Genomic DNA, 25,748 nt, shown 5'->3' with positions numbered 1-25,748 from the left:
GATGAAACTTAAGGAATTGATTGATTATTGTAACGTCTTAAAAGAAAGTAAAAGTAGGTTTATCAATTGTATTGATGTAGACAGAATCATCGATACAATCAAACAACTAGACGAACCAGAAAAAGTCAAAGTTCCGCAGTGTGTTCATAAATATATTCAAGAAGCAAAAGAATATAATTGGGACTTACAAGATTTAATGAAGTCTATAGATGATGAAGATAGTGAGGACCTTCAAAGATGGTTTTATCACGAATGCAATCAAGAAACACTTGCTCGTGCATGGCTTGACGGCTACGATGTCGAGGAAGAGAAGCGGTATCGGGTAAAGATGAAAGGTATCGTAAACGCACTGAGCTTTTTGAGCTATCACAAAAATGCTGATATATGGACGGTCACAGATAAAAATAATTCAGACGGACACAGAGCACATCACACCTGTAAAGAACTAGAAGAAGCTGGATTCGGATGGGTTTTCAATTGTGAAGGTGTTGAGATTGAGGAGGTTGAGTGATGGAAGAAATGAAAAGAGAGTTTGCAGGTAAATTGTACAGAAAAGCTTGTGAAATTGCAGAGTTTTATGAAGAGCAAATGGATAGTGAAGACGATGACGAAGTATTTGATATTGAAGAGTGTTTGGTAGAGTTATGTCAGCTAGTTTTTGACGAAATGATTTTTTGTCAAGCGGCAGTATCGAGAACATACTTCGCAACATTGCCAACAGACAATCTTTATATTATGAGTGAAGCAAGAAAAGAATTGCCTTTTAAACCACAGCAGGAGGTCACAGATTGAAAAGATTTATCGCAATATGGATATTATTATCTGCTGGACTAAACATCTGGCAGATGGACAGGATTCGAGATTTAGAAGAAAAGAAGCCGATGGTTATCTATAAGGCTGATAACGCAGGCGCTGAGATATTTGGCAAGGTCCTTGAGAAAGGACGGCACGGGAAGCTATACACGCTTACTATACGTGACTACGGGGTGTTCGTGGTTACGAAGGACGTGTATGAGAAAGTGAAAGTTGGGGATGAGGTGATGTTATGATACCAAAATTTAGAGCGTGGGATAGACTGCGAAAAGAAATGAATTACAAAGTCATGGTAGGCAATTGTGACACAGATGATGAAAACTGGACTTGTCCTGTCATTTGGATTGAAGATAGAAAAAAGTGGTTACATTTTGATGATTATGACTCTATCATGCAATCAACAGGACTCAAGGATAAGAACGGCAAAGAGGTCTTTGTCGGAGATATTATCAAATGCACAAGAGGATGTCCACATGAAGTGTATTTAGAAAAAGAATATGGTGGTACATTCATAGGTGGAATGCCAGCTGTATACCTAAAAGACTTGGGAGAAGGATATGCGTGGACTGAGCATGAAGAAGTCATCGGCAACATCTACGAAAACCCTGAATTTTTGGAGGAATAAAAAAGCCCAATCCATAAGGACTAGGCTTCGAAGATGAAATTGTAGAGTTGGACAACCTTCTGAAAACTGGTTGTATCCATGGTTGTGATTTTTTGAGCCCTGCGCTCTCTAAAGTCAAAAGTATAGAGTTGGAGTGGATTGACAGAGCCATCTACCTTATTGGAACGCACAGGAACGAGCAGACCTTGTTCTTCTAGTCTGTTTTGACCGTGTGTAATAGGGCATACAGCCACAAATCCAGTCCGCTCCGAATATTCTCTACGAGAGACGACAATAGCAGGACGGCGTTTCTGAATCTCACGCCCAACAGACGGGTCAAAGTCAATCCAGATGATGTCCTGTTTTTCTGGAATGTAATCATATTTCGCTGTCAAGGAATTTTACCCCCTCGAAGTCATCTTCCATGCGTAGGTCTGCATCGCCGCTAAATGGGTCTGGAATTTTTGGAGCTAGGACAATGACATTATCTACACCCTTGTAGACAAACATTTCCTGACCTTCTGGAACGTTGAGTGTTTTGGGAATGGTCACAGTGACAGAGTTCCCAACCTTACGAGTTTTAACAGTATTCATTTGTTTCTCCTTTATTTAGTATACATACAGTATACACCTAAAAAGGGAGCAAGGCAAGAAAAAAGCCAGCACAGCTGACTTCTCGTGTTATAGTTTCGCATAACTATTATATCATGAGGAGGAGTTCGTGTGCAAATAGAGTTATTGGATATCATCGATGAAAAGAAGACAAGAAAGGAAGCTATCAAAGTCCTTAAAAAATACAGTCGTCTGAGACGGATAGCTGGAGAAGAATACGCTCCAAAAATAACAATATCCTACTCGCTTGAACCAAAATCATCAAGTGGTCAGACAAGTAAGCAGGTAGAAAGCATGGTCTTGCGTAGAGTATCAGCTCAGCAGGACCTAGAACTAATCGCTAAAGCAATCAACAATCTTTCTGATATGGAATACACACGTATCCTAATCGAACGATATTGCAGGAAGAAAAGGAGGGAAGACTACAGTATTTATTCAGAACTAGGCTACTCATCCAGTGAGTATTATCGGATATTAAACAAAGCTCTTTTAGAGTTCGCGGAGTCCTATCAAGCAAGCAACCTTCTGGTTTACAAGTGATTTCTGGGAAAATCTTGGGAAAAATCTGGGAAAATCTTGGGAGAATTGGAACGGAAAAAGGTGCTAAAATAGTATTATCCAATGATTGGCAACGAACAGTCATGAGGACTCCTAAAAATATAGAGGTTTCGACCTCTTAGACAGTAAGGACAGGTTAGCAGGTTGTTTGGGTCTCCTTGAAACTTTTACCAAGCGTGCGTTTTACTGCTAGACCAGCTGGTTCAATTCCAGCTACTGTCATATTCAATGCCACGACTAGTGGCTTTTTATGTAGAAAGGAGAGGTACATGAAGAAAGTAGAACCAATTCGTGATTTAGACGATATCGAACGAATGAAAAATTATTTAAAATCAAAAAGTGAACGAAACTATATTCTCTTTTTATTTGGGATATACTCAGGTTTACGAGTAAGCGATATTGTTCCTCTCCAAGTAAAACATGTTACCCAAGACAGAATAGAAATAAAAGAGAAAAAGACAGGGAAAGTAAGAAGGTTCGCAGTTAACCCAGAGTTAAGAAAAGCCTTGAATCGCTACATAAAAGAAAATAATCTTGAAAGTTACGACTACCTCTTTCCGAGCCGGAAGAAAGTTAGGGGCGATGGACTTAGAATCAAGCATATAGGAAGAGTAGCTGTGTATCAATTTCTAAATGATGCAGCAAATCATTCTGGACTTGAACATATTGGTACTCACTCAATGAGAAAAACATTTGGGTACCATCACTACAAACAGAATGGTAATATAGCTATCTTAATGCAGATACTTAATCACTCTGCACCAGATATAACATTGGACTATATAGGCTATAATCAAGATGAAATAGATGAAAGTATGCTTACTTTTACGTATTAAAAGCATGTCTATTTATCATATTGAGAAACGGTAAATTCAATAAATCAGAAATGTAGTTGAAGCATTGCCTAGACTGAGTTAAAGCAGGTTCTCTCGAAAGTCACAAAATATAAGATATGTTAAATACAAGAGGGGGTGGGTGCACTAAAAACACCCCTGTTTTGAAAGATACCGAGGGGGTATATTTGAGAACACCAACCCCCCTACCCTAAAAGAAAGGACCCCCTCCTTAGATGAATACCAACCCCCTCCGTGCAGACCGTAGCGGACCACATAGAGTAGCCTTTGAGAAGAACAAGAAGATTATCTTAAAGACAAGAAACACTTGTGGGATATGTGGCCAGCCTGTAGACAAAGACCTGAGATATCCTCATCCATTAAGTCCAGTCATTGACCACATCGTTCCAGTAAATAAGAATGGACATCCATCTGATATTGCTAACTTGCAGTTAGCACATTGGCAATGCAATAGACAGAAGTCTGACAAGCTATATGCTGATGAGAAGACAAATGGAACAAAGGTTATCGGTAATAGGAACTTGCCACAAAGTACAGATTGGTTTAAATATAAGAGTTAATATTAAAACCATCAGTAATCATTTACAAAAATAAATAGACCTTGTTTAAAAAAATAATTAGATAGAAAATGAAAAAAGGACGAGTGTTCCTGCCAAGGTGGGGGGGATGACCCCCTCCCCCTCGGTGCTTCAGGGCTTCACACCGTCACTGTACATTTTTTCTCGCGGGAAATGAAAGGTAGTTGTATAAAATGACATTGAAAGGTATGGGCTATCTCAGGAAGAAGCTAGCCAATTACAAAATGGGTGTAGATACTAGATACAATCAGTATGCTATGCAGCATAATGAGATAGATGTTGGTATTACGATACCACCTCAAATCAGGCAACAATATCGAGCGGTCTTAGGTTGGGCTGCTAAGGGTGTTGACAGTCTTGCAGAACGTTTGGTCTTTCGTGAGTTTGCTAATGATGATTTTGGGGCTAATGAAATCTTTGCACAGAACAATCCTGATGTATTCTTTGATAGCGCGATCCTTTCAGCTTTGATTGGGTCGTGTTGTTTTGTCTACATCTCGCAAGGGGACGATGATGACGCTTCTAGGTTGCAGGTTATCGAGGCGAGTAATGCAACTGGTGTTTTGGATCCTATCACTGGCTTGCTGACTGAGGGATATGCAGTTTTGAAACGGGATGACAATGGTTATGCCGTGCTTGAGGCTTACTTCACTAGTGATGTGACTTGGTTCTATCCGAAAGATGGTCAGCCGTTTGCAATCGGAAATCCAACGGGTGTTCCTTTGCTGGTGCCAGTCATTCATAGACCTGATGCGGTTCGTCCGTTTGGTCGGTCACGAATTACTCGGGCAGGGATGTACTATCAGAGATACGCTAAACGAACGCTTGAACGGTCAGATGTGACTGCTGAGTTCTATTCATTCCCTCAGAAGTATGTGTTGGGATTGAGTCAAGATGCTGAGGCGATTGATACTTGGAAAGCAACTGTGTCTAGCTTGCTGACCTTTACCAAAGATGATGAAGGAGATAAGCCGAATGTAGGACAATTCACCACATCCAGCATGTCTCCTTTTACTGAGCAGTTACGGACTGCAGCTGCTGGCTTTGCTGGGGAGATGGGCTTGACCTTAGATGATCTTGGCTTTGTATCTGACAATCCGTCATCTGTTGAAGCTATTAAGGCTAGTCATGAGAACTTGCGGTTAGCTGGTCGGAAGGCTCAGCGCTCTCTGGGCTCTGGTTTGCTGAATGTGGCTTATGTGGCTACTTGTTTACGTGATGAGTTTCCGTATTTGAGGAAACAGTTCAATAAAACGGTTGTGAAGTGGGAGCCTTTGTTCGAGGCGGACGCTAACATGCTGACCTTAATTGGTGATGGTGTTATCAAACTGAACCAAGCGGTGCCTGGCTATATGGATGCTGAAACCATCCGTGACTTGACTGGAATTAAAGGGTCAGACAAGCCTGCTCCAGTAGTGAAGGAGGGTGCAGATGGTGGAGGATATCGTTCCGAGCCTGCTCAAGAAAATCAAGTCTGAGTTTGAAGGTGCTAGGCTAGACAGCGAGGTCTTGAAAGACTTGCTGTCTAAACTAGACCATAGCAAGGCAAGTTATTTGGATGCCAATCAATATGCTATTGAAATCGGGGAGATACTTTCTAAGGCTCTGGGAGCCTCTCTAACGAACGAAACGCTACCAGACGGTAAAATGTATTACAATATCGCTCAACGTGTGCTGACGGACGTTCTGGGGCGGAATTACGAGCTTGTGAGTGATTATACTGAACAAGTTCAGAAGAATTTGAACTCTGAGGCTAAAATTGGGTTAGCTGCTCAGGTTCCTGAACTGAATCAAGACAGAATTGATGGTCTGGTCAATCGTTTAGCAAGTGAGGAAAATTTCGATGATGTAAAATGGTTGCTTGATGATCCGATTGTAAATTTTAGTCAGAGCATTGTGGATGATAGCATTCGAAAAAATGCGGAGTTCCATCACAAAGTGGGGTTGAGTCCGAAAATCGTTCGAAGAGTTGTCGGTCATCCGTGCAAATGGTGCAAGAGTTTAGAGGGTTCATACAATTATCCAGAAGTTCCCAAGGATATATATAGACGGCATGGCAATTGTCGGTGTACTGTTGACTATCATCCTGGTAATGGGAAGAAACAGAATGTTTATACTAAACGTTGGGCAGAATCTCAAAAAAGTGCTAAAATAGAAGTATTAAAAGGTGTAGGCTTACCTGTTCAATCTGGTGCAAGAAATTATTTTCGTGATGAATCGAATGATGATATTTTGCCAAAAGATTTTATTAAAGCAGAAAAGCACGCTTATCTTACGTATGACAAAATAAAAAATAGTAATCAAGAATTAGAGAAGCGAAAAATTTACTCGAACATTGGAAAGTTTAAGGAAATGAAAGACTTTACCAAGGAAGATGTTGATATTGCTTTTAATCATGTTTTTAATGATATCCATCTTTTAAAAGACGGGGAAAGCTTATTTCATCCAGAAGTCAATATGGCAGAGTCGTGGGAGCGTCTGATTACTGGTAAGGATATCCAATCACATGATTTGATATTATTGAAACACGAGCGATTAGAGCATGATTATATGTATGTCAGAGGGAATATGGATTATGATACTGCTCATGCTAAAACAGATGAAACATATAATTATGGTAATGCTTTGACTCGATATTTGGAAAGGAAGAATAATGTTAAAATTTAATTTGATTGAAGTTGTGAACGGTTTTTACCATTACGAGGTCTTTCCTGAGGGTGATGTGAGTAGAAGGGAGATTTTTGAATTTAACCCTTCTACCCGTGAGATAAAGCGAAATGATCCCCCGAAATATGGTTTTGATTATGTGTCAAAATGCATCATAAATCTAAAAAATGAAGACGGCAGTTTGAAAGAATCAGGGCAAGTTGCTTGGTATTAAGCACCTAGAGAAATCTAAGTGCTTTTCTTATGCTTAGAAAGGAGTAACAATGGGAAACACGATTGATTTTTCAGAGAAAAAGTCTAGTCTGGAGCGCGGTGCTTCCGTGAAAGAAATTTTGGAGGAAAATCTTGAGGCTAGTCATGACTACACTTCGGTGTTGGTAGTTTCTTTGGATAAAGATGGTGAGATAAATCTTGGCTATAGCTGGGATAGTAGTTTGCAGGCATTGGGAATGCTAGATGTTGCTAAAAACTATATTTTAAACGTAATCAATTAAATCATCCCAGCGATAGGGTTATCATGCGGTACGATTGAAAGGAGCAGTGGATGGCTAGAAAGAAACTTGGCAATCAGAATCCTACTCAATCGGTAATTTTAAAGTACGTCAAGAAAAATTCTAAGGCGAAAGAAGCGGTAGAAATCTACGAGCGGACAGGTCTTTCTTGCTACGCTTGGCAAGTCAATTTGTTGACCTCTATCATGGCGGTTGACAAGAATGGTTTGTGGGTGCATCAAAAATTTGGCTACTCTATTCCTCGTCGTAATGGGAAGTCTGAACTCTTGTACCTTTTTGAACTTTGGGGCCTGCATAATGGACTAAACATCCTACACACGGCTCATAGAATATCCACCTCTCATTCCTCTTTTGAAAAGGTTAAACGTTACCTTGAAAAAATGGGATATGTGGACGGTGAGCACTTTAGCTCTATACGAGCCAAAGGACAAGAGCGGATTGAACTGTTTGACGGCGGTGGGATTGTACAATTTCGTACCAGAACATCCAATGGTGGTTTGGGGGAAGGTTTTGACCTTCTTGTAATCGATGAGGCTCAGGAATATACGACTGAGCAGGAATCGGCCTTGAAATATACGGTAACGGATAGTAGCAATCCAATCACAATCATGTGTGGGACACCACCTACACCTGTTTCAAATGGGACGGTATTCACAAATTACCGTAAGACTTGCCTGTTTGGGAAAGGAAAATACTCAGGTTGGGCAGAATGGTCGGTTTCTGAGGAAAAAGAAATCGATGATGTCGATGCCTGGTATAACTCCAATCCCTCAATGGGCTACCATTTGAATGAGCGGAAGATAGAAGCCGAGCTTGGTGATGATAAGTTAGACCATAATGTTCAGCGTTTGGGTTATTGGCCTGAATACAACCAGAAATCTGCTATTTCGGAAACGGAATGGAATGAGTTGTGTGTTGACTCTATGCCTGATTTATCAGGTAAGTTGTTTGTCGGAGTCAAATATGGTCAAGATGGCGCAAACGTGGCATTAAGTATTGCTGTTCGTACGGTAGATGAGCGGATTTTTGTTGAGACGATTGACTGTCAGTCAGTCCGTAATGGGAATGACTGGATTTTGGATTTTGTGAAGCGTGCCGATGTGGCTACTATCGTAGTCGATGGGGCAAGCGGTCAGAAAATCCTTGATGAAGAGTTGAAAAAGGAACGCATGAAGAGCGTGATATTGCCTACGGTCAAGGAAATCATCGTGGCTAACTCTATGTGGGAACAAGGGATTTATCAAAAGACCTTGTGCCATGCTGGTCAACCGTCTTTGAAGAAAATCACAACCAACTGTGAGAAGCGGAACATCGGTTCAAACGGTGGGTTTGGCTATCGCTCGCATTTTGCGGATATGGATATTTCTTTGATGGATAGCGCCTTGCTTGCGCATTGGGCTTGTGTGACAACTAAGCCTAAGAAAAAGCAAAAAATCAGTTATTAAGAGGAGCGGTTGAAAGACTGCTTTTTTTGATGCCTAAAAAATTACCGAACTGCCGGGAAAGCAGGAGAAAGGAGACATGAAGATGTCTGAATTTAAAACGATTGAAACACAGGAAGAGCTAGATAACATCGTGAAGGAACGTATCAGACGTGAGCGTGAAAAATTCGCTGATTATGATGATCTCAAGAAACGTGTTTCAGAACTAGAGTCTGAAAACAGTGCTTTGAAGTCTACTGTTGAAGATGACAAGCAAACCAGAGCGGGATTAGACGCTCAAATTACTGAATTGCAGGGGCAAGTGAGCAATTATGCAACTGCTAGCTTGCGAACTCGTATCGCTTTACAAAATGGCTTGCCTTATGACTTGGCTGACCGTCTTCAAGGTGCTGACGAAGAGGCATTGAGGGCTGACGCTGAGCGTCTAGCTGGCTTTATGCGTCCAGCAACACCTCAAGCACCGCTAAGAGATACTGAGCCCCCTATCGGTGATGACAAAACTGTGCAAATGAAGCAGATGCTTCGTGAATTACAACCAAAAGGAGAATAGAAATTATGGCAGATAATGCAATGAAAGCTGGAACACTTTTTAAACCAGAACTAGTAACAGAATTGATTAGCAAGGTGCAGGGGAAATCTGTACTGGCTAAATTGTCAGCGCAAACCCCAATTCCATTCAATGGTGTGGAGCAATTTATCTTTAACCTTGAAGGTAATGCGCAAATCGTTGGTGAGGGTGAGCAAAAACTTGGAAATAAAGCGAAATTGACTTCAAAAGTTATCAAACCGCTTAAATTTGTTTATCAAGCCCGTATTACAGATGAGTTCAAGTATGCCTCTGAAGAAAAACAAATGAATTTCTTGTCAGCTTACATGGATGGTTTTGCTAAGAAGATTGCGGAAGCTTTTGACCTTGCTGCTCTTCATGGTTTGGAACCAAAAACAATGACAGATGCCTCTTTCCGTGCAACCAACTCATTTGACGGATTGATTACTGGTAGCACTGCAACGTACGATGAAACAAAAATTGATGAAAACATCGAAGACGTCGTACAGCAAGTTATTGCTCGTGGTTGCGAGGTAACAGGTATTGCCTTGTCACCAACAGCAGGTCATGCATTAGGTAAATTAAAAGACGCTGATAAACGCCCTGTTTATCCTGAGTTCCGCTTTGGTCAAAATCCTGATTCATTCTACGGCATGAAATCAGACATCAACAAGAACCTTACTGTCATTGGTGGAAGTGCTGAAACAGACCACGTCATTGTAGGGGATTTCCAAAACCGTTTCAAGTGGGGTTATGCTGAAAATATTCCAATGGAAATCATTGAATACGGTGATCCAGATGGTGCAGGTCGTGACCTTAAAGCCTACAACGAAATCTGTTTGCGTGCGGAAGCCTTTATCGGCTGGGGTATTCTTGATGAAGATGCCTTTGCTCGTGTGAAAGCGTAAGTTTTATGGCTTTATACCGTGATACGAAAACGGGCGTGATTATCTCCGCTGAGAGTGTTCTTGGCGGAGATTGGGTGCCTGTGGAAGATACGGCACCAAGCGGAGCGGATTTGACCGTAGCGGAATTAAAGTCTAGTTTGGATGAATTAGGCATTGATTACGATAAGGGTTCAAAAAAATCCGATTTGGTAGCCTTGTACGAGGAAAACAAGGGTTAAGCTATGGGAAATTTTGCAAAGATTGAAGACTTGGAATTGTTGTGGCGCTCGTTGAAATTTGATGAGCGTGCAAGGGCTGAGGCTTTGTTGGAAGTTGTATCTAATTCTTTGCGAGTGGAAGCTGAAAAAGTCGGTAAAGACCTTGACGATATGGTGGCTGAGAGCGTGTCATTCGCTAGTGTTGCCAAGTCTGTCACGGTTGATATCGTGGCACGAACCCTCATGACCTCAACAGACCATGAACCGATGACTCAGGTTGCTGAAAGTGCCTTAGGTTATTCGTTTAGTGGCTCTTACCTTGTGCCTGGGGGTGGTCTCTTTATCAAAGATACCGAACTTAAAAGGCTTGGTTTGAAGAAAAAACAACGATATGGAGCGATTGAGATTTATGACATACCTAAAAGGAATCCCTGTCATTTTAATAGACAAGGTGGAAATTGGTAATGACGATTTCGGTCATCCAATCCATCGTGATGTTGAGATTGAGGTTCAAAATGTATTGGTTGCCCCAACTTCATCAGAGGACGTCATCAATCAAATGAACTTGACTGGGAAGAAGGCGGAATATACACTTGGTATTCCTAAAGGGGATACTAACAAGTGGGAAAACCGTGAGGTCAAGTTTTTTGGTCGTAAATGGCGGACGATTGGCATCCCTCAAGAGGGGATTGAATCAATGATTCCATTATCGTGGAATAGAAAGGTCATGGTTGAAGTTTATGAGTGATATGAAATTTCAATTGAACTCGGCTGGCGTGTCTGCCTTGCTACGTTCTTCCGAAATGCAGGGCATTTTGAGGGAGAAAGGGCAAGGGATTGCTGAAAGAGCTGGCGAGGGGTTTGAATTGACCGTATCGCTAGGTCAGAAGCGTGCCAATGCGAAGATTAGTACAACTGACATCAAGAGCATGGCTAGAAATAAAAAACACAATATTTTACTGAAGGCTATGAGATGATCGAATTAGTTATAAAGAAATTTTTGGACGGACAGTTAGAGGTTCCGTCTTTTTTTGAACATAAACCGAATATGCCTGAGAGTTATGTCATTTTAGAAAAGACAGGAAGTGGTGGAAGCGACTACGTTCATTCCGCCACATTTGCTTTTCAAAGTTATGCACCATCACTCGAAAAGGCTGCTGAGCTGAATGAGAAAGTCAAGAAAGTAGTTGAGGATCTCATCACGGTCAACGAAGTCAGCGGTGTGCATCACAATAGTGACTACAACTTTACAGACACAGAAACGAAGCAATATCGCTATCAAGCGGTATATGACATTAATTATTTTTAAAAAGGAGGTGTAGTTTTGGCGCCAGAATTAGAAGTACCAGAAGTAAGAACACCAAATGCAGAATCAACAGGAGGAAAGAATATGACGACTGCATCAGCATCAAATGTAACGGCTGCTAAGCCTAAAATTGGAGGAGCAGTATCTACTGCACCAGCTGGAACAAACCTACCACTAAATGCCAAAACAGTATTGGATGCTGCATTTAAAACGCTAGGATACATTTCAGAAGATGGATTGACCAATGAGAACTCACCAGAGTCAGAAGAAGTCAAGGCGTGGGGCGGACAAACAGTCTTGTCTTCACAAACTGAAAAGAAAGATACTTTCAAATACAAATTGATTGAAGGTCTGAACATTGAAGTCTTGAAAGAAGTCTATGGACCAGATAACGTTTCAGGAACCCTTGAAACAGGTATCACTGTAAAAGCCAATGGTAAAGAATTGCCAGAACATAGCTTGGTTATTGATACATTGTTGAAAAACGGCTATGTGAAACGCGTTGTCATCCCTCGTGGTAAGGTTAGCGAAATTGGCGAAATTAGCTATAAAGACGGCGAACCTATCGGCTATGAATTGACGATTACTGCATTGCCAGACACAGACGAAAATACTCACTACGAATACATTCAAGGAGCGTAAAGTAAATGGAAGAAATCTTAAAAGGAACAACAGAGTCAGGGTTTGAGTACAAAATCCCTAAAAAACGATTGAGAAACTTTTATCTCATGCGCGAAGCGTCCAAAATGGAGAAGGGGGATTTTGAAGCTGCTGAAAAATTGCTGAATCTTCTTTTTGGTAAAGAACAAGCGAAAGCATTCTTGTCTCATTTAGATGATGGAGACGACTTCATTGATACTGAAGTACTGTTCGCAGATATCAAGAGTATTTTTGAGTCCAACAAAGACCTAAAAAAATCTTAGTCCTTGCTCAGATGATTGCCTTAGACGAGGATGCTCTTGTCTGTGATTTAGCGGAAACTTACCAGATATACGACTATAAACAGCTACCTTTAAATGAGGTGGCTGTTTTTGCGTATGGGTTGCGTGATGATTCGCGGATAAAGCAGATGATGTCTGACCAAATCGTCCCTCTGGAAACGACGTTACTTGCAAGTATTGTAGACAGACTGTCTGTTTCTTTGTGGTTGCAAACTAAGGATGGGCAAAAGGGTACCAATCGTCCTGCATCAATTGCTGGAATGCTAACAAAAAATCACAAAGAAAAGAGTGACGAAAGGGATTATCTCGTCTTTGAATCTGGTGAGGACTTTGAAAACTATCGCAAGGCTTTGCTTGCAAAAACAGGAGGTGAGGATTAGTGGCGACCGAATTAGGAAAAGCCTATGTACAAATCATTCCATCTGCTAAAGGTATTAGTGGAATGATTCAAAAAGAATTGGGTGGTGAAGTTGCCTCAGCTGGCGTTAGCGCAGGCGAATCCCTCGGATCTAAAATGATGGGCGCTGTTTCAGGAATTATTGCTGCTGCTGGAATTGGTAAAGCAATCGGAGCATCGATAAACGAAGGGGCAGCACTTCAACAATCGCTTGGTGGTGTCGAAACCTTATTTAAAGATTCGGCTGATAAGGTCAAAGGCTTTGCGAATGAGGCCTACAAGACAACAGGTCTGTCAGCCAATGCCTATATGGAAAATGTAACAGGCTTCTCAGCCAGTCTGTTGCAATCTCTTGGCGGAGATACAGATAAAGCAGCAGAAACGGCAAACATGGCCATGATTGATATGTCGGATAATGCGAACAAGATGGGAACATCTATGGAAAGCATTCAGCTGGCTTATCAAGGGTTTGCCAAGCAAAACTACACCATGCTTGACAACTTAAAACTCGGTAGAAAAACCATAGCCGAGTATAAACCTAGTGAAAACGGTGAAACCCTAAGAGTAGCTTAGGCAATACCGTGCCAAGCCTAGAAATAGGAAGGTGTAACGACTATCGAAACAGAAAATGCATCCGAGAGGGTGTTTTTTAATGGAGTAGAGTAGGTTCAAGCGAGCCGAAGCGCTAGGATGTATTTAATACATAAGAGATAGTCTAATCTCTACGGTGACGTAGAGCAGTCTTAAGAGACGACTACAATTTAGCGAATTGTAGTGAATGTGTACTGTATGGTGGTACGAAACAAGAAATGCAACGACTTTTGGCGGATGCTGAAAAATTGACAGGTGTTAAATATGACATCAATAATCTATCAGACGTTTATAGCGCCATTCATGCCATCCAAGAAAATTTGGACATCACTGGCACAACAGCAAGAGAAGCAGCAACAACTTTCACTGGATCATTTGAGTCGATGAAAGCAGCTGCTCAGAATGTGCTTGGAAAGTTGTCATTGGGTGAAGATATCCAACCTGCTTTACAAGCCTTAATGGAAACGACATCCACATTTCTTTTTGGGAACCTAATTCCAATGATTGGAAATATTTTGAAGCAAATTCCTAACCTTATTTTAGGAGGAATCAAGGGTGTTTTCAGTGGGATCTTTGGCGAAGGTCTAGGAAGTATCATGGGCGGTATCGTTACCGCTCTTGGTTCTGCATTTTTAGCATTTAAGGCATTTTCGGTAGTCTCGGGATTGCTATCGGGAATACCTGCTGTCTTAACGACAATTAAAACGGCAGTCACGGGTCTATTTACTGCAATGAGTGCCAATCCAATTGGAATTGCAATCGCAGCGATTGCTGCATTGACTGCAGGTTTGGTTTATTTCTTTACTCAAACCGAGATGGGAAGGCAAATCTGGCAAGGATTCATGGATTGGTTCTCTGGGGTGTGGCAGTCTGTCGCACCAGTCTTGACCGAAGTTTGGAATGGTATTGTTGAAACAGCTACGACCGTCTGGAACAATATGATGGCTGTTGTTGCTCCAATTATCCAAGCAGTTGTTGACTTTATTAGGTCTGTTTGGGACGGCATTTCCCTATGGTGGACTGAAAATCAAGGTTTGATTCAACAAACGTTCACAACGGTTTGGAACGCCATCCAGACAGTTATTCAGACGGTTATGCCGATTATTCAGTCCATTATTGAAACCGTAATGAATATCCTTGCTCCTTTCATTGAAACGACGTGGAACAATATCTGCACTGTAGTGACAACGGTTTGGGAATTGATTAAGATTGCTATTCAGACGGCTATGGATGTCATTGGTGGCATTATAAAAGCAGTCATGGCTATCATCAATGGTGACTGGGGCACAGCTTGGAATGCTATAAAGGGTGTTGGTGAGGCTATCTGGAAAGGGTTGTCTGCTGCAGGTAAGGCTATCTTTGATGGTTTCGCTCAGATATTATCTAACATCTGGAGCACGATCAAATCTGTCGCAAGCAGTGCTTGGGAAGGTTTGAAATCAACCGTCTTAGGTCTGATTGATGGACTTGTACAAGGAGCTAAAAATGCTTGGGAAAGCATGAAACAAGGTGTTCGTGATCTTGTTGATAAGGTTACAAGCATATTCGATGGAATCAAAAACATTGACCTTTGGGAGGCTGGTAAGGCTATCCTTGATGGCTTTTTAAATGGTTTGAAATCTGCTTGGAGTGCAGTAACTGACTTCGTTGGTGGTATTGCTAGCTGGATTCGTGACCACAAAGGTCCGATTGAGTATGACCGTAAGCTCTTGATTCCTGCTGGTAATGCGATTATGCAAGGTTTGAATAGAGGGTTGCAAGACCGTTTTAAGGGTGTTAAGAAATCTGTCAGTGGAATGGCTGGTGAAATCTCAAACGCATTTTCAAACGATGATTTTGGTTTGAGTGGAACACCGACTATTGCCAAAAATATTGAAGCAAGTTTGGCCATGCCAAGTGCTCAAATTGAGGCAAAAGACAGTCAAACCGTGTCTGAGATAGCGATTCTGAGAGCAAGTATGGAGAAGATCCTTACTGCTATCCTTGAAAAGCCGTCAGATACTTACCTGGACGCTGATAAAATTTCAATGAGCGTCTACCAACGTCAAGGTGCAATTTATGCTAGGGAGGGAATTTAATGGAATACATGATTATCAATGGTTTCAATACTTCAACCATTCCTAACTGTGTGGTGACGGATTTTGGCGAGGTAGAGGCTGCTAAGCCTAGGGTGGCTGAAGATGCTACCCTGTTTGGGGTTAACGGGAATTACCGTGTCTTGGACGGTGCTTACGAAAGTTACGAAAGGACTTTTGCATTTTACCTTCCAAGGATGGTAGACCCGTCTAAAATCGTTGAGAGATTCCAACCAAATGATAATACGCTAGAGTTTAGCTACCAGCTAGGCTCTTTATTTTATGCTGATTTTGTAAGCGCAAAATACAAACCTCAAGGTATGCACGGCTGGAAATTAGAAGTCAAGCTGAGTATGCAACCATTCCGCTATCAGAAAAATGTTGCTCCTCTTATCTTTACCGCAAGCGGTAATGTCAACAATCCAGGCTCTGTCTATAGTGAGCCTGTGATTGAGATTGAGGGGGACGGAGATATTTCTTTGACTATCGGACGGACAACCATGCACTTGACTATTAGACGAAAAGTGACCATTGATTGTAGGCATAAGAAGCAGAATATCTACAACGCAGATGGTGCGGTTCAAAATACGCTACGAAAACGTGGAGGCTTCTTTGAGTTGGCAGTTGGTAATAACGGTCTGGTCTTTACTGGTGCTGTTCGTAAGGTCACAGTTCGGCCGAATTGGAGGTATATCTTATGATTTATCTTACAGAGGGCAACACGCCTTTAAATGAGTCTTACAATGACGAAATCGTCCAGGAACGAAACAATACCTATCAACTGACCTTTCGTTTTCCTACATCGGATCCCAAGTGGGAATTGCTGAAAGAGGAAACCTTTTTGACTGCAGATGATCTGCATGGTGAGCAGGATTTTTATATTTTTGAGGTTGAAAAGCAACAAGGATATATCCAAGTCTATGCCAATCAGGTTATCAGCCTGTTAAATAACTACATCGTCAGCTCTATCGATGTGGATCGTGTCAGTGGTACAAGGGTACTGAGTGCATTTGCTGGTAGTATTACCAGAACCAATCCCTTTTCTTTCTTTTCGGACATTGATGATAGACATACGCTCAACATCAAGGACAAGAATGCGATGGAGGTCTTGGCCAAAGACAAGCACTCTATCCTTGGTCAGTGGGGCGGAGATATGGTGCGAAACGGTTACAACTTACGTTTGTTGAAGAATGGCGGTTCAGAAAATGAATCGCTTTTTATGTACAAGAAAAACCTGTCTAGCTACCAGCATAAGACCTCAACGAAGTCTTTAAAAACTCGGATAACCTTTAAAACGACTGTTAAGGGCGAGGGAGAAAATGCGATTGACCATGATTATATGATGGTGATTGATAGCCCCTTACTTGGGAACTACAGCCAAATCTATGAAGCAGTTGTTGAGGTCAATGACCAGAACGTCAAAGACCAAGCTAGCTTGATTGAATACGGTAAGCAATATTTTCGGACAAGTATGTGCGACATGCTAGAAGATAACCTTGAAATCTCGGTTGTCGGCCAGAGCGATGTAGCGGTTCGGATGTTCGATGTGGTCAGCATCTACCATGAATGGTACGGTCTTGATGTTCGTAAGAAGATTACGAAATATACCTATTCGCCAATGATAAAACGCCTGAAATCAATTGGTTTTGGGACATTCCAATCCAGTCTGGCGAATGCGATCGGTGGGATTGTAAATGATGCTGTTTTGAATGAAAGCCGAAATCTGCATCAGATTTTTGATGAACGTTTGAAAAAGGAAATCGCCAACGCTGACCGTGCTTTTGATGCTGAATTTGACAAGCGTGAGAAAGCTATCACGGATGCCATCGAGCAGTACAAGGCTAAGGCAGAAGAATTTGGCGCCAAAATCCATGAAGAAATGGAAAAAGAGCGTCCTGAGTTTGTGAAGCGTATCCGCGAAGAATTGATGAGTGGTGCGGACTCAATCGCTGAATTAAGCAAGAAACTGGAGCAGGTTAGTGAAACTGCAAGGGTCAATGCTAGTTTGATTGGTGGGGACGGGAATACCCAGTACAATAAGAATCGCCTCAATGGTGGCACAGCTAAGAAAATCAGTTACGGAACGGATTTTGTGGAGGTCGGTCACAACGGAGAGGGCTTTGAACTTGGTAAGCAGTACGTTATCAGCTGGTCAGCAACCTGTACGCCTTACGGCAAAACAGATGTGACGGTGGTAGTCAATAAGAATCCGTTTTATGGTGGACACGTTCATCTTGCGCCTGCTAATACAGTCATGCCAGTGATTGATAAAGACCTTGTCCAGAAAGAGGAGCAGGTCTTAGCAGTCTACTACGGTGCCTATCGTCTGACCTTCTCAGGGGACTGGTATCAGAATGTAGAGCAGTCTATGACGATTGACAATCAGACAAGACGGATTGAACTAGCGCCAGTCTATAAGACGGTTGCTGACGGGCAAAATGCTAGATATGAGGGAAGTTGGAGCGAGAGTCCAACTTTTATTTTTGACGGAGGTAGAACATGACAGAAACAATCCCGGTAAGGGTTCAACATAAGCGTATGTCAGCGAGTGACTGGGCAAGTAGCACTCTGGTCTTACTTGATGGAGAGTTAGGTATCGAGAGCGATACAGGAAAGGTCAAGGTCGGAAATGGCCGTGACCGATTTTCAGCTCTTCAATATCTAACAGGACCAAAAGGTGACCGTGGAGAACGTGGGGAAACAGGACCACGAGGAGCGGACGGAGTTATGCGATTCGAGAACCTGACGAGTCAACAGAGAGAAAGTTTGCGTGGTCCGCAGGGTGTCCAAGGTGAACGAGGGCAACAAGGACTGCAGGGCATTCAAGGACCTAGAGGATTGACTGGTGCGACAGGTGCACGAGGCGCTGATGGAGCTAGAGGACGTGACGGAGCGCCCGGCCAAAACATCATCAACCAGAATGGTGGGCAACCGATGAAGTATTGGTCTGGTACAAGGTCTCAATATGATGCGATTCCTAACAAGGATAGTAATACTATCTACGATATTTTTAGTCAATAGGAGGTAGTATGGCTAGAGAAGGAATTTACGTGGGTGGCAAGGAAATCACTCAGCGTTATGTAGGTGATAAGTTGGTTTGGGAGAAAAGGAAAACAATAGTGCCTTACTTGGGATTTATGGGGACTGTTTCACACAATTACTATTCAAGTGAAATGAATATTTTTAATTACAGTGATGCGTTTAGGGATATTTCGTTTCCAAAAGTTGCTTATATAGGTCGGAGCGAAAGACTTATAGCAATCACCTTGAGAGCAGGATATGGCAATTCTCACGTTATTGCTAAACTAAAAAGCCCAGGTGATTTTAATGAAGCTCAAAGGTTATTTGATACACGAAATGCAGATATTTACATGACGTTTTACGAGGAAAGGTAGTAACACATGGACATAACCATTCAAAACGTTCGCTCGCCTGCTCTTGAGCATAACGGACGGTATTATAAGATCTTTCAGCCACGGACACGAGACGAACTGCTGAAACTGCACCACATGGGCTGTGTGGGTGACACGGTGCTGACGGATATCCAGCTGGAGCAGGGAGATTTCCCTACTAGCTTCGTGGAGCCTACTGTCACACAACGAACCCTGTCAGGTCTCTTCAAGGATATGCGTTCTATTGAACTGGAATTAAGAGACCCAAACAGTACTCTCTGGGGCAAAATCCAGCAGAACAACCAAGGGGCGCTGACTCAGTTCTTTGATACGAATGTTAAGAGCGCCATCGCTCAAACTGCTAGAGAAATCCGGCAGGAAGTGCGAGACGCTGCTAACAGTGCGAGGGTACAAGTGACGCCTGAAGGTGTGACCATCGGCTCTACTACTTTAACTGGTGAGCAGTTAGCCTCTACTATTTCCGCAAGTCCGGGAGGGGTCGATATCATCGCTCCAAAAGTTCGAGTGAAGTCTGACATGATTGTGGATGGTGCGGTGACTGCTGGGAAGTTAGCAGCTGGTTCTGTGACTGCTGACCATATCCAAACAGGTGCCATCACAGGCGATAAAATCAGCGTAGACGATGCCCTGATTCGGAGCCTGACCGCTAGAGATGCCTTGATTGACAAGCTAACATCTAAACGTATCTTTGCGACTAAGATTGAATCTGTCGTATCTAGTTCAACCTTCCTACAAGCCTATCAGGGTGAAATTGGAGGGTTTACCATTGGGAGTTTCCCAAACGGGAGTGGCAAGTGGATATCTGGCACAAATACGTTTGCGGTAGGTATGGGAAATGGTGGAAGTTTCGGTGATACCAGGACAGCCTTCTGGGCGAATTGGGGCAATAACTGGAACCAAGCAGGACCTAATGCCTGGTACGTAACAACCGCAGGAAAAATGAATTGCAAGAATGATGCGGATTTTCACGCTAAGGTCGACTTTTCAAACACATCAAATGCTAGGTTTTATGGACGGACAGAATTTCAAAAATCTCCTCTTTTTGTCAACGGAATTCATATGTACGAACAGGAAATTTTGGGAAATGGTTGGAGTCCGAGGGAGGGACATCAAAATAAGGTCGTGTGGTGGAACCAAGTAGGCGAGGGAACGGTAAAACACTGGATAGATAAATCTTCAGATAGACGCTTGAAAGAAAACATCACAGAAACAGCTGTGAAAGCCTTGGATAAAATCAACAGACTGAACTTAGTCGCTTTTGATTTCATAGAAAGCAAGAAACACGAAGAAATCGGTTTGATTGCTCAAGAAGCTGAGACTATCGTTCCAGAAGTCATCTCACGAGACCCTGAGAATCCAGATGGCTATCTGCACATCGACTATACCGCATTCGTACCCTACTTGCTGAAAGCTGTCCAAGAACTAGACCAGAAAATTAAAGAAATGGAGAAACTACATGGATAATAACACAATCGACAAACTAGTAGCTGAGTTGCTCGCTAACCGCTTGAAAGAAGGTGAATTGAATTCTGCGCATTTAGAAGCGCACTATACGCTGGCTTTAGCTGAATTGCAGGCCTTTAAGGCGGTTCTGGAATATGAACCAGCCCTCAAAGAACTATTTGACGAAACGCAAGCAAAAATGAAAGGAGCTAACAAATGAGCTATGAACTTGCAATCAAGCCCTACTTGAAAGGTGGGGAAAATGTAACAGTTGTCGCAATCAAGATGGAAAACAAGGGGCGCTATTCTTATGAGCAGTGCGAATTACTAGGTGACCACACACAGGATAGTGAGGACGCCCTTATCCAAGCGGTTTTGGAATTGGTTCGCACCGAACTTGACCCAACCAGCGCCATTGTCAAAAACCAAGAACAATTGGCTAAGACAACGGAAGCGCTGGAGAGAGCCAACCAACTCATGGATGGCATGCAGAAGGTCAATCTCCAGAATGCTCAGGATATTGAGGATATCTTAGCGCGATTGGAAGAGCTGGAAGCTCAAGGAGAGCCTGACCAGGCGGAGAAAGAGGAGGCAGGAGAGAACGCCCCTCAGGTTACGGACACAGAAAACCCAGCTGATGAACCAGCACCAGATCAACCAACTACTGAACAAGCAGTAGCAGAAGCACCTACACAACCAACCCCAGCGGTAGAAGATAACAAAGAAAGCGAGAAAGAAGATGACATTTCTGAAACGACAAACCAAGAGAGCCCTAGTGAAGACAATGGAGGTAGCAGCAATGAGTAAGATTACACTAGACCAAGCAAAAATCGACATGTACATTAACCTACTGGAACGTGAAGCAGTTGACTTTTCATGGGTACATAAACGCTGGAAAGACCGTGTGCGTAAGGAATTGAAGCGACGTGGTTTGAGCCATCTGGCAAACTAGCGAGGTGCTTATGACAGAGATTGAGCACTTATTGATTCGGTTTCTCTTTTCTCTGATTCCTGTGGTTGTCTTGTACTTTTCCATGAAGGACAGGGCAACCAAGCAGGAAAATCGCATGACAGCCATAGAAAAAGACATTGAGAACTTACGCGAATTTCGAATGTCGGCTAACAAAAGACTAGATAACCATGACGAACAAAACAAGGCTATTCTGGTGCTGGCTGAACAGGTCAAATCACTAGGCGAAGATGTGAGAGAACTGAAAACCTTGATACAAAGTAAACAGTAAAGAAAGAGGTGCAGAATGGTCTGTAATCTCAATATGACCAATTTGCGGCAGATTGACGGTGGGGACCTGATTAAGCAAGGGGACTTAGCTTCCACCTTTGGTTTTGCCCTCTTAGACGAAGACTACCAAGTGATTTCCTCTCTGGAAGGGGAGGAGGCGCTTATCAGTCTGACCAAGGAGGGCTACCAGTGGAAGAAGCAGGTAACCGTTACCAGTCAAGGCGTGAGTTTTCATCTGGACGCTATCTTGCCCATTGGGAGTTATCGCTTGGAAATCACGGCTGGAGGCTATGTTTTCCCCAGTGATAAATCTGTCCATATCAAGATAGTCGCCTCAGATAAGGAATTGGTCACTGAAGAAGTCCATGCTTTAAAGGAGCTGGATATCGCAGAAGAAGTCGAAAAACAGCTTGCAGGTAGAACTGTAGGCGAGAGCCCAGTAGGTCAGGAATTGCCAGACCTGCTCTTTTATTACAATTTAGGAAAGGTGTAACACAAAATGGATACTACAAAATTAACAGCATTTGCGCAGGCAGTGGGGGAAGATAACAAAAAGGTAAACGAAGAGCTGAAAACGAAAGTCAGCACATCTGCCATGAACCAAGCTATCTCTCAAGCTAAATCCGAGGTCAAGGCTGAAATCTTGGGTGAGGGAACGCCTGAAAATCTTGACACACTGAAAGAAATTGCTGAAAAAATCACGAGCATGGGGCAAGACGAAAACGGCGCACTTCTTGGCAAAGTAACTGAAGTCAGCGGACGTGTAGACCAGATTGCCAATGTTGACTTGGTAGCGACTTACAACGCAGCGAAAGCGTGATCGCTATGAGTAACCTTGAAAATCTAGCAAGAGCAATCGGTGAGGATGTCAAGGCAATCAAAGAAGACTCAGAGCTAAAGGATAGGGAGGTTCAGGGAAGGCTGGACTCTCTTGAGAGTAGACTGAGAGTTAATCCAGAAACCCTCGTTACAAAAGCGGAGCTGGAAGAGAAAGGCTACTTGACCTCCCACCAAGACTTGTCTACTTATGCCCAAAAGTGGGAGTTGTACAATGATATCCCTATCAAGGCTAGGATTTCCGCCTTGGAAAACCGTCCGTCATTTGACAATCTGACCTCCATCCAGAGAGAAAGCTTAAAAGGGGAAAATGGGCATAGTTTGAATGCCAATGTACGTATCGAAGGAAGCTATCGAAACGGTGCGACTAGTCAGTTGAATTTGATCGCGGACGTCTACTATGACGGGACACGGTTAACCAGTGGCTATACTGTTGATTATTACTACAGAGGTTTTGGGAATAATAGCTGGGGTGTTTTGAGAAATCAAACGCCTGATGCAAATGGTAAATTTGGTCAGTGGAACGCTACTCAGCGTTCAGGAGGCTGGTTTGAGGTCTACATAGTTGTAACGCACAACGGCATTAAAGCAGCTGCTAGCACACGTCTTGATAATGTCAGTGACGGTGCAACAGGTCCAGCTGGTGCACGAGGCGCTGATGGCGCTAGAGGACGTGACGGAGCGCCCGGCCAAAACATCATCAACCAAAACGGTGGGCAAGCCTTGAAATATTGGGTTGGTACAAAGGCTCAATATGAAGCTATCAGAACGAAAGACCCCCATACTATCTATGATGTGTATGAACCAAAATAGAAAGGAAACAACATATGACACAATTTAACGAACTCATCATTGCCTTTGCGACAGGCTTTTTAGCAGTAGCAGTAGGCGGTATTGTAAAAGCAGTAAAAGATTATCTTTTGCGAAAAGGCGGAGAAAAAGCGGTTATTATCGCTGAAATTCTAGCCAAGAACGCAGTTCATGCCGTGGAGCAGGTAGCTGCTGAGACAGGTTATAAAGGTGAGGAAAAACTTGAGCAAGCTCGCGCTAAAATTCGTGCAGAGCTGACCAAATATAACATCAGCATGACCGACAAGGACTTGGATACCTTTGTGGAGTCCGCAGTGAAGCAGATGAATGACGCTTGGAAAGGACAAGAGTAATGGATATCGATACAAGCAGACTACGTACAGGCTTGCCACAAGTCGGAGTGCAACCTTATCGACAAGTACATGCTCACTCAACAGGCAACCGCAACTCAACCGCTCAGAATGAGGCGGACTACCACTATAGAAAGAACCCTGAACTTGGCTTCTTCTCTCACGTCGTTGGTAACGGTCGTGTCATGCAAGTAGGCCCTGTAAATAACGGATCTTGGGACGTTGGAGGCGGTTGGAATGCTGAGACCTATGCAGCAGTTGAATTGATTGAAAGCCATTCAACTAAAGAAGAGTTCATGGCTGACTACCGCCTCTATATCGAACTCTTACGCAATCTAGCTGATGAAGCAGGTTTACCTAAAACGCTTGATACAGACGACTTGGCAGGTATCAAAACGCATGAATACTGTACTAATAACCAGCCTAACAACAACTCAGACCACGTTGACCCTTATCCATATCTAGCCAAATGGGGTATCAGCCGTGAGCAATTCAAAAAAGATATTGAAGGTGGCTTGACAATTGAAGTAGGCTGGCAGAAAAACGATACTGGCTACTGGTACGTACACTCAGATGGCTCTTATCCAAAAGATAAGTTTGAGAAAGTCAACGGAACCTGGTACTACTTTGACGGGTCAGGCTATATGCTTGCAGACCGCTGGAAGAAGCACACAGACGGCAACTGGTACTGGTTTGACCAATCTGGCGAAATGGCTACAGGCTGGAAGAAAATTTCTGACAAGTGGTATTATTTCGACGTAGAGGGTGCCATGAAGACAGGTTGGGTCAAATACAAGGACACATGGTACTACCTAGACGCTAAAGAAGGCGCCATGGTATCAAATTCCTTTATCCAATCAGCTGATAAAAAAGGCTGGTACTACATTAAACCAGATGGAACACTGGCAGATAAGCCAGAATTCACAGTAGAGCCAGAAGGCTTGATTACAGTTAAATAAATAGAAAGGAAACTTTCTAAAATGTTCTTTCACCGCAGGCTCAGGCTTGCGGTTTTTTTGTTTGCTCTGAAATTGACTTGTTGACATCAACAAATAGCTTTACAAAGCGCTTGGTTGTCAATTTTGTTGACGTTAACAAAATTAGAGTTTGTATTTCTATTTTGCAAAAACACGCATTTTGAACGATTAGAAATCAAAATCTAAATCCTATTGTTCAAAAAAGCGTTTTCTTGAAGAATAGGGAGGAGTAATGGCAGGGTATTATTGTCAAAAACGGTGTTTTGTTAAAAATAAAAAAACAGTGACCGAAATCACTGCTTATCAGTTGTAGCAAATTCATAAAGTTTTTCCGCTGTGAGAAGTGCCATTTTGTCCATACTTGTTTTTCCTTTTCTGAGGTCAGAAACGGTAGTCCATGGAACTCCAGCGCCTTGCGAAATAGCAGATGTAGACATCGAACTGTCTAACAATTCTTGAATAACTTTTCTCATCTTATTTGTCCTTTTTGTTTTTTAGATAAATGTATACATTAATTGCAATTATAAAAATAGCTATTGCACTAACCATTGCATTTCCTCGTTCCATTTGATAAAATAGAGGTGTGAGGGGCTTTCGCCCCAACCTCTTAGCGTTTACCTTTTTCTTTTGCGGGATTTCGGTTTACGCTTTTTGTTTTGCCTTGCGACCGTTATTGCGGTCACTAGACTTGCGATAGCAGTTACTGTTTCAGGAATATTGTCTATTGCCTTTTCAAGTAACCTAAGCCAATCTTCTTTGTTCAACTTCATCACCCCCTTTCCTTATCTTGATTATATTATATCACGGTATACCGAGAAAGCCAAGAGTTTTGATGGAGTTTTTTTATTTTATTTTTTTAAAAAAAGACCGTGAGTAATCACAGTTTTCTATTTGTAAACTATTGAACTTTAAGTTGGAACCTTCTCAACTATGCGGGCAAAAGTGAATACGATGATGAATACGATTAAAAAAAATGATAGCAATTAACGAAAATGATTTTAACGAAAAATAAGTAAAAACTCAACTATTTACAAGTGATGATAACTATTTGTAAACGTTTTTCACTTATGGTATAA

General features: G+C 42.4%; 40 protein-coding genes and 3 pseudogenes. 39 read left to right on the top strand and 4 right to left on the bottom strand.

The window, feature by feature from the left end:
- The first annotated feature begins 1 nt into the window (after position 1).
- The 4 genes from HT697_RS05275 to HT697_RS05260 are packed head-to-tail and all read left to right on the top strand — an operon-like array spanning position 2 to position 1,438.
- On the top strand, positions 2 to 511 hold the full coding sequence (locus HT697_RS05275) for a DUF1642 domain-containing protein (protein ID WP_173218427.1): 510 nt from the start codon (positions 2 to 4) through the stop codon (positions 509 to 511).
- Positions 511 to 792, top strand: a complete 282-nt coding sequence (locus HT697_RS05270) for a hypothetical protein (RefSeq protein WP_173218428.1) — start codon at positions 511 to 513, stop codon at positions 790 to 792. Before HT697_RS05275 ends, HT697_RS05270 begins: the two co-directional genes overlap by 1 nt.
- Positions 789 to 1,049, top strand: coding sequence for a DUF1372 family protein (locus tag HT697_RS05265; RefSeq protein ID WP_173218430.1), 261 nt, complete (start codon positions 789 to 791; stop codon positions 1,047 to 1,049). Before HT697_RS05270 ends, HT697_RS05265 begins: the two co-directional genes overlap by 4 nt.
- A complete protein-coding gene (locus tag HT697_RS05260; RefSeq protein WP_172922637.1) occupies positions 1,046 to 1,438 on the top strand; it encodes a YopX family protein in 393 nt (130 codons plus the stop codon). The genes HT697_RS05265 and HT697_RS05260 overlap by 4 nt, the downstream gene beginning before the upstream one ends.
- Before the next feature lie 20 nt (positions 1,439 to 1,458).
- Here HT697_RS05260 and HT697_RS05255 read toward each other — a convergent pair whose 3' ends face one another.
- Together HT697_RS05255 and HT697_RS05250 are read right to left on the bottom strand one after the other, a co-directional pair.
- Positions 1,459 to 1,812 (bottom strand): type II toxin-antitoxin system PemK/MazF family toxin, encoded by a 354-nt coding sequence (locus HT697_RS05255; RefSeq protein WP_138706349.1) that lies wholly within the window; start codon positions 1,810 to 1,812, stop codon positions 1,459 to 1,461.
- Positions 1,796 to 2,011, bottom strand: a complete 216-nt coding sequence (locus HT697_RS05250) for an AbrB family transcriptional regulator (RefSeq protein ID WP_001098945.1) — start codon at positions 2,009 to 2,011, stop codon at positions 1,796 to 1,798. Before HT697_RS05250 ends, HT697_RS05255 begins: the two co-directional genes overlap by 17 nt.
- 129 nt (positions 2,012 to 2,140) lie before the next feature.
- Here HT697_RS05250 and HT697_RS05245 point away from each other — a divergent pair, with 129 nt between their 5' ends.
- The 35 genes and pseudogenes from HT697_RS05245 (at position 2,141) to HT697_RS05080 (ending at position 24,654) form a co-directional block, all read left to right on the top strand.
- Positions 2,141 to 2,569 (top strand): ArpU family phage packaging/lysis transcriptional regulator, encoded by a 429-nt coding sequence (locus tag HT697_RS05245; RefSeq protein ID WP_023940104.1) that lies wholly within the window; start codon positions 2,141 to 2,143, stop codon positions 2,567 to 2,569.
- 287 nt (positions 2,570 to 2,856) lie between these two features.
- Positions 2,857 to 3,423 carry a site-specific integrase gene (locus HT697_RS05240; RefSeq protein WP_138700361.1) on the top strand — a complete coding sequence of 189 codons (567 nt, stop codon included), beginning with the start codon at positions 2,857 to 2,859 and terminating at the stop codon, positions 3,421 to 3,423.
- Between the two features lie 233 nt (positions 3,424 to 3,656).
- Positions 3,657 to 4,001 (top strand): HNH endonuclease signature motif containing protein, encoded by a 345-nt coding sequence (locus HT697_RS05235; RefSeq protein WP_050228905.1) that lies wholly within the window; start codon positions 3,657 to 3,659, stop codon positions 3,999 to 4,001.
- A gap of 191 nt (positions 4,002 to 4,192) precedes the next feature.
- Complete coding sequence (locus tag HT697_RS05230) at positions 4,193 to 5,497, top strand: hypothetical protein (protein ID WP_173262467.1); 1,305 nt, start codon at positions 4,193 to 4,195, stop codon at positions 5,495 to 5,497.
- Entirely contained in the window at positions 5,451 to 6,686 is a 1,236-nt protein-coding gene (locus HT697_RS10330) for a hypothetical protein (protein WP_240149755.1), read from the top strand. The genes HT697_RS05230 and HT697_RS10330 overlap by 47 nt, the downstream gene beginning before the upstream one ends.
- Positions 6,673 to 6,900, top strand: a complete 228-nt coding sequence (locus HT697_RS05220) for a hypothetical protein (protein ID WP_112445646.1) — start codon at positions 6,673 to 6,675, stop codon at positions 6,898 to 6,900. Before HT697_RS10330 ends, HT697_RS05220 begins: the two co-directional genes overlap by 14 nt.
- Before the next feature lie 49 nt (positions 6,901 to 6,949).
- The gene (locus HT697_RS05215; protein WP_050216382.1) at positions 6,950 to 7,180 is read left to right on the top strand and encodes a hypothetical protein; all 231 of its coding nucleotides are present in this window, start codon (positions 6,950 to 6,952) and stop codon (positions 7,178 to 7,180) included.
- A gap of 50 nt (positions 7,181 to 7,230) precedes the next feature.
- On the top strand, positions 7,231 to 8,643 hold the full coding sequence (locus tag HT697_RS05210; RefSeq protein WP_050216383.1) for a terminase large subunit: 1,413 nt from the start codon (positions 7,231 to 7,233) through the stop codon (positions 8,641 to 8,643).
- A gap of 82 nt (positions 8,644 to 8,725) precedes the next feature.
- Complete coding sequence (locus tag HT697_RS05205) at positions 8,726 to 9,190, top strand: DUF4355 domain-containing protein (protein ID WP_173218434.1); 465 nt, start codon at positions 8,726 to 8,728, stop codon at positions 9,188 to 9,190.
- 5 nt (positions 9,191 to 9,195) lie between these two features.
- Entirely contained in the window at positions 9,196 to 10,095 is a 900-nt protein-coding gene (locus HT697_RS05200) for a phage major capsid protein (protein ID WP_173218436.1), read from the top strand.
- Positions 10,096 to 10,100: 5 nt separating this feature from the next.
- Positions 10,101 to 10,313 (top strand): HeH/LEM domain-containing protein, encoded by a 213-nt coding sequence (locus tag HT697_RS05195; protein WP_050216386.1) that lies wholly within the window; start codon positions 10,101 to 10,103, stop codon positions 10,311 to 10,313.
- 3 nt (positions 10,314 to 10,316) lie between these two features.
- Positions 10,317 to 10,757 (top strand): phage Gp19/Gp15/Gp42 family protein, encoded by a 441-nt coding sequence (locus HT697_RS05190; protein ID WP_050216387.1) that lies wholly within the window; start codon positions 10,317 to 10,319, stop codon positions 10,755 to 10,757.
- Complete coding sequence (locus HT697_RS05185; RefSeq protein ID WP_050216388.1) at positions 10,702 to 11,040, top strand: hypothetical protein; 339 nt, start codon at positions 10,702 to 10,704, stop codon at positions 11,038 to 11,040. The genes HT697_RS05190 and HT697_RS05185 overlap by 56 nt, the downstream gene beginning before the upstream one ends.
- Positions 11,033 to 11,269 (top strand): hypothetical protein, encoded by a 237-nt coding sequence (locus HT697_RS05180; protein WP_112445663.1) that lies wholly within the window; start codon positions 11,033 to 11,035, stop codon positions 11,267 to 11,269. The genes HT697_RS05185 and HT697_RS05180 overlap by 8 nt, the downstream gene beginning before the upstream one ends.
- The gene (locus HT697_RS05175; protein ID WP_173218438.1) at positions 11,266 to 11,601 is read left to right on the top strand and encodes a hypothetical protein; all 336 of its coding nucleotides are present in this window, start codon (positions 11,266 to 11,268) and stop codon (positions 11,599 to 11,601) included. The genes HT697_RS05180 and HT697_RS05175 overlap by 4 nt, the downstream gene beginning before the upstream one ends.
- A gap of 81 nt (positions 11,602 to 11,682) precedes the next feature.
- On the top strand, positions 11,683 to 12,240 hold the full coding sequence (locus HT697_RS05170) for a phage tail protein (RefSeq protein WP_173218517.1): 558 nt from the start codon (positions 11,683 to 11,685) through the stop codon (positions 12,238 to 12,240).
- Between the two features lie 5 nt (positions 12,241 to 12,245).
- The gene (locus HT697_RS05165) at positions 12,246 to 12,521 is read left to right on the top strand and encodes a hypothetical protein (RefSeq protein WP_112445655.1); all 276 of its coding nucleotides are present in this window, start codon (positions 12,246 to 12,248) and stop codon (positions 12,519 to 12,521) included.
- An 11-nt stretch (positions 12,522 to 12,532) separates the two neighbouring features.
- Entirely contained in the window at positions 12,533 to 12,919 is a 387-nt protein-coding gene (locus tag HT697_RS05160; RefSeq protein ID WP_173262464.1) for a DUF5361 domain-containing protein, read from the top strand.
- Positions 12,919 to 13,449: pseudogene (locus tag HT697_RS05155) on the top strand (PblA); the annotation flags it as partial. The gene HT697_RS05160 and the pseudogene HT697_RS05155, both read left to right, overlap by 1 nt.
- Positions 13,450 to 13,745: 296 nt before the next feature.
- Positions 13,746 to 15,605 (top strand): PblA, encoded by a 1,860-nt coding sequence (locus tag HT697_RS05150; protein ID WP_240149836.1) that lies wholly within the window; start codon positions 13,746 to 13,748, stop codon positions 15,603 to 15,605.
- Positions 15,605 to 16,303 carry a phage tail protein gene (locus HT697_RS05145; protein WP_173262461.1) on the top strand — a complete coding sequence of 233 codons (699 nt, stop codon included), beginning with the start codon at positions 15,605 to 15,607 and terminating at the stop codon, positions 16,301 to 16,303. The genes HT697_RS05150 and HT697_RS05145 overlap by 1 nt, the downstream gene beginning before the upstream one ends.
- Positions 16,300 to 18,105 carry a phage tail spike protein gene (locus tag HT697_RS10325; RefSeq protein WP_240149835.1) on the top strand — a complete coding sequence of 602 codons (1,806 nt, stop codon included), beginning with the start codon at positions 16,300 to 16,302 and terminating at the stop codon, positions 18,103 to 18,105. Before HT697_RS05145 ends, HT697_RS10325 begins: the two co-directional genes overlap by 4 nt.
- Complete coding sequence (locus tag HT697_RS10465) at positions 18,102 to 18,623, top strand: hypothetical protein (RefSeq protein ID WP_173262458.1); 522 nt, start codon at positions 18,102 to 18,104, stop codon at positions 18,621 to 18,623. Before HT697_RS10325 ends, HT697_RS10465 begins: the two co-directional genes overlap by 4 nt.
- Positions 18,624 to 18,631: 8 nt before the next feature.
- A complete protein-coding gene (locus HT697_RS05130; RefSeq protein WP_173218446.1) occupies positions 18,632 to 18,997 on the top strand; it encodes a hypothetical protein in 366 nt (121 codons plus the stop codon).
- 6 nt (positions 18,998 to 19,003) lie between these two features.
- Positions 19,004 to 19,381, top strand: a pseudogene (locus tag HT697_RS10315) (gp58-like family protein); the annotation flags it as partial.
- A gap of 189 nt (positions 19,382 to 19,570) precedes the next feature.
- Positions 19,571 to 20,479 (top strand): annotated as a pseudogene (locus HT697_RS10310) (tail fiber domain-containing protein); the annotation flags it as partial.
- The gene (locus HT697_RS05120) at positions 20,472 to 20,678 is read left to right on the top strand and encodes a hypothetical protein (protein ID WP_173262453.1); all 207 of its coding nucleotides are present in this window, start codon (positions 20,472 to 20,474) and stop codon (positions 20,676 to 20,678) included. The pseudogene HT697_RS10310 and the gene HT697_RS05120, both read left to right, overlap by 8 nt.
- A complete protein-coding gene (locus HT697_RS05115; RefSeq protein WP_173262450.1) occupies positions 20,675 to 21,265 on the top strand; it encodes a hypothetical protein in 591 nt (196 codons plus the stop codon). The genes HT697_RS05120 and HT697_RS05115 overlap by 4 nt, the downstream gene beginning before the upstream one ends.
- Positions 21,258 to 21,410 carry a hypothetical protein gene (locus HT697_RS05110; protein ID WP_173262447.1) on the top strand — a complete coding sequence of 51 codons (153 nt, stop codon included), beginning with the start codon at positions 21,258 to 21,260 and terminating at the stop codon, positions 21,408 to 21,410. Before HT697_RS05115 ends, HT697_RS05110 begins: the two co-directional genes overlap by 8 nt.
- A 10-nt stretch (positions 21,411 to 21,420) precedes the next feature.
- On the top strand, positions 21,421 to 21,699 hold the full coding sequence (locus HT697_RS05105) for a hypothetical protein (protein ID WP_000134981.1): 279 nt from the start codon (positions 21,421 to 21,423) through the stop codon (positions 21,697 to 21,699).
- Positions 21,700 to 21,714: 15 nt separating this feature from the next.
- Positions 21,715 to 22,191 carry a hypothetical protein gene (locus HT697_RS05100; protein ID WP_173262444.1) on the top strand — a complete coding sequence of 159 codons (477 nt, stop codon included), beginning with the start codon at positions 21,715 to 21,717 and terminating at the stop codon, positions 22,189 to 22,191.
- A gap of 6 nt (positions 22,192 to 22,197) precedes the next feature.
- A complete protein-coding gene (locus HT697_RS05095) occupies positions 22,198 to 22,518 on the top strand; it encodes a hypothetical protein (RefSeq protein WP_057488040.1) in 321 nt (106 codons plus the stop codon).
- Positions 22,519 to 22,523: 5 nt separating this feature from the next.
- Positions 22,524 to 23,348 carry a collagen-like protein gene (locus tag HT697_RS05090; RefSeq protein ID WP_173262441.1) on the top strand — a complete coding sequence of 275 codons (825 nt, stop codon included), beginning with the start codon at positions 22,524 to 22,526 and terminating at the stop codon, positions 23,346 to 23,348.
- 14 nt (positions 23,349 to 23,362) lie between these two features.
- The gene (locus tag HT697_RS05085; protein ID WP_173262438.1) at positions 23,363 to 23,698 is read left to right on the top strand and encodes a phage holin; all 336 of its coding nucleotides are present in this window, start codon (positions 23,363 to 23,365) and stop codon (positions 23,696 to 23,698) included.
- Entirely contained in the window at positions 23,698 to 24,654 is a 957-nt protein-coding gene (locus tag HT697_RS05080) for an N-acetylmuramoyl-L-alanine amidase family protein (protein ID WP_173262435.1), read from the top strand. Before HT697_RS05085 ends, HT697_RS05080 begins: the two co-directional genes overlap by 1 nt.
- Positions 24,655 to 24,965: 311 nt before the next feature.
- Here HT697_RS05080 and HT697_RS05075 read toward each other — a convergent pair whose 3' ends face one another.
- Both HT697_RS05075 and HT697_RS05070 read right to left on the bottom strand, forming a co-directional pair.
- Positions 24,966 to 25,145: a hypothetical protein gene (locus HT697_RS05075; RefSeq protein ID WP_023937752.1), complete on the bottom strand. Its 180-nt coding sequence runs from the start codon at positions 25,143 to 25,145 to the stop codon at positions 24,966 to 24,968.
- A gap of 141 nt (positions 25,146 to 25,286) precedes the next feature.
- Positions 25,287 to 25,436: a hypothetical protein gene (locus tag HT697_RS05070; RefSeq protein WP_162489709.1), complete on the bottom strand. Its 150-nt coding sequence runs from the start codon at positions 25,434 to 25,436 to the stop codon at positions 25,287 to 25,289.
- Positions 25,437 to 25,748: the final 312 nt, after the last annotated feature.

It is taken from the genome of Streptococcus sp. 1621, from assembly GCF_013276615.1.
Taxonomy (GTDB): Bacteria; Bacillota; Bacilli; order Lactobacillales; family Streptococcaceae; genus Streptococcus.
The sequence above is the reverse complement of the archived record's forward strand: the minus strand, read 5'-3'. Positions and strand labels throughout refer to the sequence as shown.